A 3,070-nucleotide genomic window follows, 5' to 3' on the forward strand; every position below is an offset into this window, starting at 1 on the left:
TGCTCGACGGCAAGCGGGTGATCCTGTTTGGCCCGTTCGCCACCTTCTCGTCCAAGTTCCTCAAGGAAGGCTCGTACCTGGACCTGTTCGCCAGCATGACCCTGCATAACCTGTGGCCGATGACCAAGGTCGGCTTCGACCAGTTCGATCTGGTGAAATACCTGGTCGGGCAGGTGCTGCAGTCCGACGACGACCGCTTCGCGGCGTTGCAGCAGTACTTCCCGCATGCCAAGAAGGAAGACTGGCGGTTGTGGCAGGCCGGCCAGCGCGTGCAGATCATCAAGAACGACAAGGACAAGGGCGGCGTGCTCAAGCTGGGTACCGAGGTGGTGACCTCCAAGGACGGTACCATCGCCGGGCTGCTGGGCGCGTCCCCAGGCGCCTCGACGGCTCCGCCGATCATGCTTGAAGTGCTCAACAAGGTGTTCAAGGACAAGGTTGCCACGCCGGCCTGGCAGGACAAGCTGCGCCAGATCGTGCCCAGCTATGGCACGCATCTCAATGACAGTCCCGAGAAGGTGATGGAGGAGTGGACCTACACCAGCCAGATCCTGCAGCTCACGCCGCCGCCCGGGATCGACAAGGAGGTGGAGCCGGGCCAGCCGAAGAACATCGACCCGATCAAGCAGAAGCACGGCGACACCGACCCGGACCTGGCGCCTGAGCCGCCGCAAGAGCAGTAATGGGGAAATGTGTCCCGTTCCCCCACCCTGTGGGAGCCCGCTCCCACAGGGTGAGATCGGGCTCCTCGGTGGAAGACAGTTGCTTGCACAGGATGTACTGCTCTTTCAGAAGTTGACTGACAGAGGAGTGACTTCTCAGCCCTTCGCCGCCATCGCAGTCACTTCAACCTTCATGCCTTCCACCGCCAGCGCGGACACGCCCACCGCCGCGCGCACGGGCCAGGGGCTGCTGAAGAAGCGCTGGTACACCTCGTTGAAAGCCCCGCGGTCCGCCATGTCGGTGAGATAGATGGTCAGGTGCAGCACACGGTCCATCGAGCTGCCGGCCTTTTCCAGCGCAACCTTCAATGCCTGCAGGGTGCATTCGGACTGCTCGGCGATGCTGCCCAGCTCCAGGCTGCCATCGGCGCGGGTAGGAATCTGGGTCGAAACCAGCAGTCCGGCGAAACCGGTGACGTCCGAGGAAATGGATTCCGGATCAGGGTCGGGAATGTAGGTGATGTCCTGGTTTGCCATGACGAAGCCTCCTGTGGCTGTTCAGTGAAAAAAACCAGTGTACCGGCTCGACCGTTGGTCTGCGCAAGATTCACGCCGCTCGAACGACCGCCCGGCAGAGCCGCTCACACGCTGTGAAAGCCGCGCATTCTGCGTTGGCGGTGCGCCTGGAGCGACCCTATGAACAGACCTCGCAATGCTGCACTCATGCTCTCGCTGCTGACCCTGAGTCTGGCGGCGGTCATCACCGGTTGCGCGCGCGACCCCGAGAAACGCAGCGTGTCGGAACTGGCCGTGAGCGGCACCAAAAGCCTGTTCCGGACCGATAGCTACATGCAGAAAGTGTTGAACAAGTTCGCCAGTTTCGACGCCAAGGCCGTGGAAAAGACCACGCCCGTCGAAGCACGCAAGCAGCCAACGATTGCCGATGCGGTCAAGGGCGTGTTGCAGGACCAGGACAAGAGTTCCGCGCCCGAGGCGCTGGTGCCCGGCGTGACCACCCGTGAAATCACCGTGCCGGGCGCCGCGGGCGGTCTGCCCGCCACCGTGTACACCCCAGGCGGCACCGGCCCGCACCCGGTGGTGCTGTACTTCCACGGCGGCGGCTGGGTGTTCGCCGACCGCAAGGTCTACGACGGCGGCGCCCGCGGCCTGGCCAAGCAGGCCAATGCCATCGTGGTGTCGGTGGATTACCGGCTGGCGCCGGAAAACAAATTCCCTGCTGCCCATGAAGACGCCCTGGCGGCCTACCGCTGGCTGACCCGCAACGCGCAAACCCTGGGCGGCGACCCTGAGCGCCTGGGGCTGGCCGGAGAAAGCGCCGGTGGCAACCTGGCCGTGGCGACTGCCGTGGCGGCCCGTGACCAGAAGCTGCAGGCGCCGCGTCATGTGCTGGCGGTCTATCCGGTGGCGCAGGCCAACACCCGCACCGAGTCGTACCTCAAGTACGCCGATGCGATGCCTCTGAACCGCCCGATGATGCTCTGGTTCATCGCCCAGGTGACCACCAGCGAAACCCAGGCCAAGGATCCGCGCATCGACCTGGTCAATGCTGATCTCAAAGGCCTGCCGCCGGTGACCCTGGTCAACGCCGAGATCGATCCGCTGCGTGATGACGGTGCCTTGCTCGAGCAGGCGCTGCGCACGCAGGGCGTGCCGGTCGAGCGCAAGCTGTATGACGGCGTGACCCACGAGTTCTTCGGCACCGCCGCCGTGGTGCAGAAGGCCGAGCAGGCCCAGGCCTACGCCGGTCAACGCCTGGGCGCGGACCTGTCGCGCTGAGGCAGCACGTGCAGAGGGGCATCAATCGCCCCTCTGCGCCTCACCCCCCATCCGATCCCCTTCGACTTCATACGCGGTATCGACGCTCACCACCACCGACATTCCGGGGCGCAGTCGCTGCGCTTCGGGCTGGCCGGCGTCCACGGTGATGCGCACGGGAATGCGCTGGGCGATCTTGACGAAATTGCCGGTGGCGTTGTCCGCCTGCAGCAAGGCGAACTCCGAGCCTGTCGCCGGCGAGATGCGCTGCACATGGCCGCGCAGCTTGAGGTGATTCAGCGCATCGACGCTGAAGGTCACCGGCTGGCCGACCCGCACATCGTGCATCTGGGTCTCCTTCATGTTGGCGATCACCCACAGGGTGTCGGGCACCAGCGCCATCAGCTGCGCGCCTGAGTTGACATAGGCGCCCAGGCGCACGCCGATCTGCCCCAGCTGGCCGTCGCGGGGCGCGGTGATGCGGGTGTTGGCCAGGTCGATACGGGCCAGCTCCACCGTCGCCTTGGCGTTCTCGACCGCTGCCGCCAGCGAGTCGCGATTGACGATGACCGTCTGCAGGTCTTCGCGGGCGATTTCCAGCGCCGCTTTGGCCTGCGCCTGGGCAGCGACGG

The 3,070-nt window shown here is 65.2% G+C and carries 4 protein-coding genes; 2 read left to right on the forward strand and 2 right to left on the reverse strand.

What is annotated here, in order from left to right:
* On the forward strand, window positions 1–683 hold a 683-nt coding region (locus VJS90_RS00760), incomplete at its 5' end, for a malate:quinone oxidoreductase (protein WP_324118147.1).
* 135 nt (window positions 684–818) lie between these two features.
* Here VJS90_RS00760 and VJS90_RS00765 read toward each other — a convergent pair.
* A complete protein-coding gene (locus VJS90_RS00765) occupies window positions 819–1,199 on the reverse strand; it encodes a RidA family protein (RefSeq protein WP_324118148.1) in 381 nt (126 codons plus the stop codon).
* Window positions 1,200–1,358: 159 nt separating this feature from the next.
* Between VJS90_RS00765 and VJS90_RS00770 the strand changes: the two genes are divergently transcribed.
* On the forward strand, window positions 1,359–2,459 hold the full coding sequence (locus VJS90_RS00770; protein WP_324118149.1) for an alpha/beta hydrolase: 1,101 nt from the start codon (window positions 1,359–1,361) through the stop codon (window positions 2,457–2,459).
* Between the two features lie 21 nt (window positions 2,460–2,480).
* Here VJS90_RS00770 and VJS90_RS00775 read toward each other — a convergent pair.
* The coding region (locus tag VJS90_RS00775; protein WP_324118150.1) for an HlyD family secretion protein at window positions 2,481–3,070 on the reverse strand (590 nt) is incomplete at its 5' end.

Origin of the sequence: Pseudomonas sp. (assembly GCF_035277045.1) — a bacterium.
Classification (GTDB): Bacteria; Pseudomonadota; Gammaproteobacteria; order Pseudomonadales; family Pseudomonadaceae; genus Aquipseudomonas.

Bases quoted from the DNA above. Each gene is read 5' to 3' on its own strand.
- VJS90_RS00765 (WP_324118148.1), bottom strand. From the start codon at position 1,199: ATGGCAAACCAGGACATCACCTACATTCCCGACCCTGATCCGGAATCC.
- VJS90_RS00770 (WP_324118149.1), top strand. From the start codon at position 1,359: ATGAACAGACCTCGCAATGCTGCACTCATGCTCTCGCTGCTGACCCTG.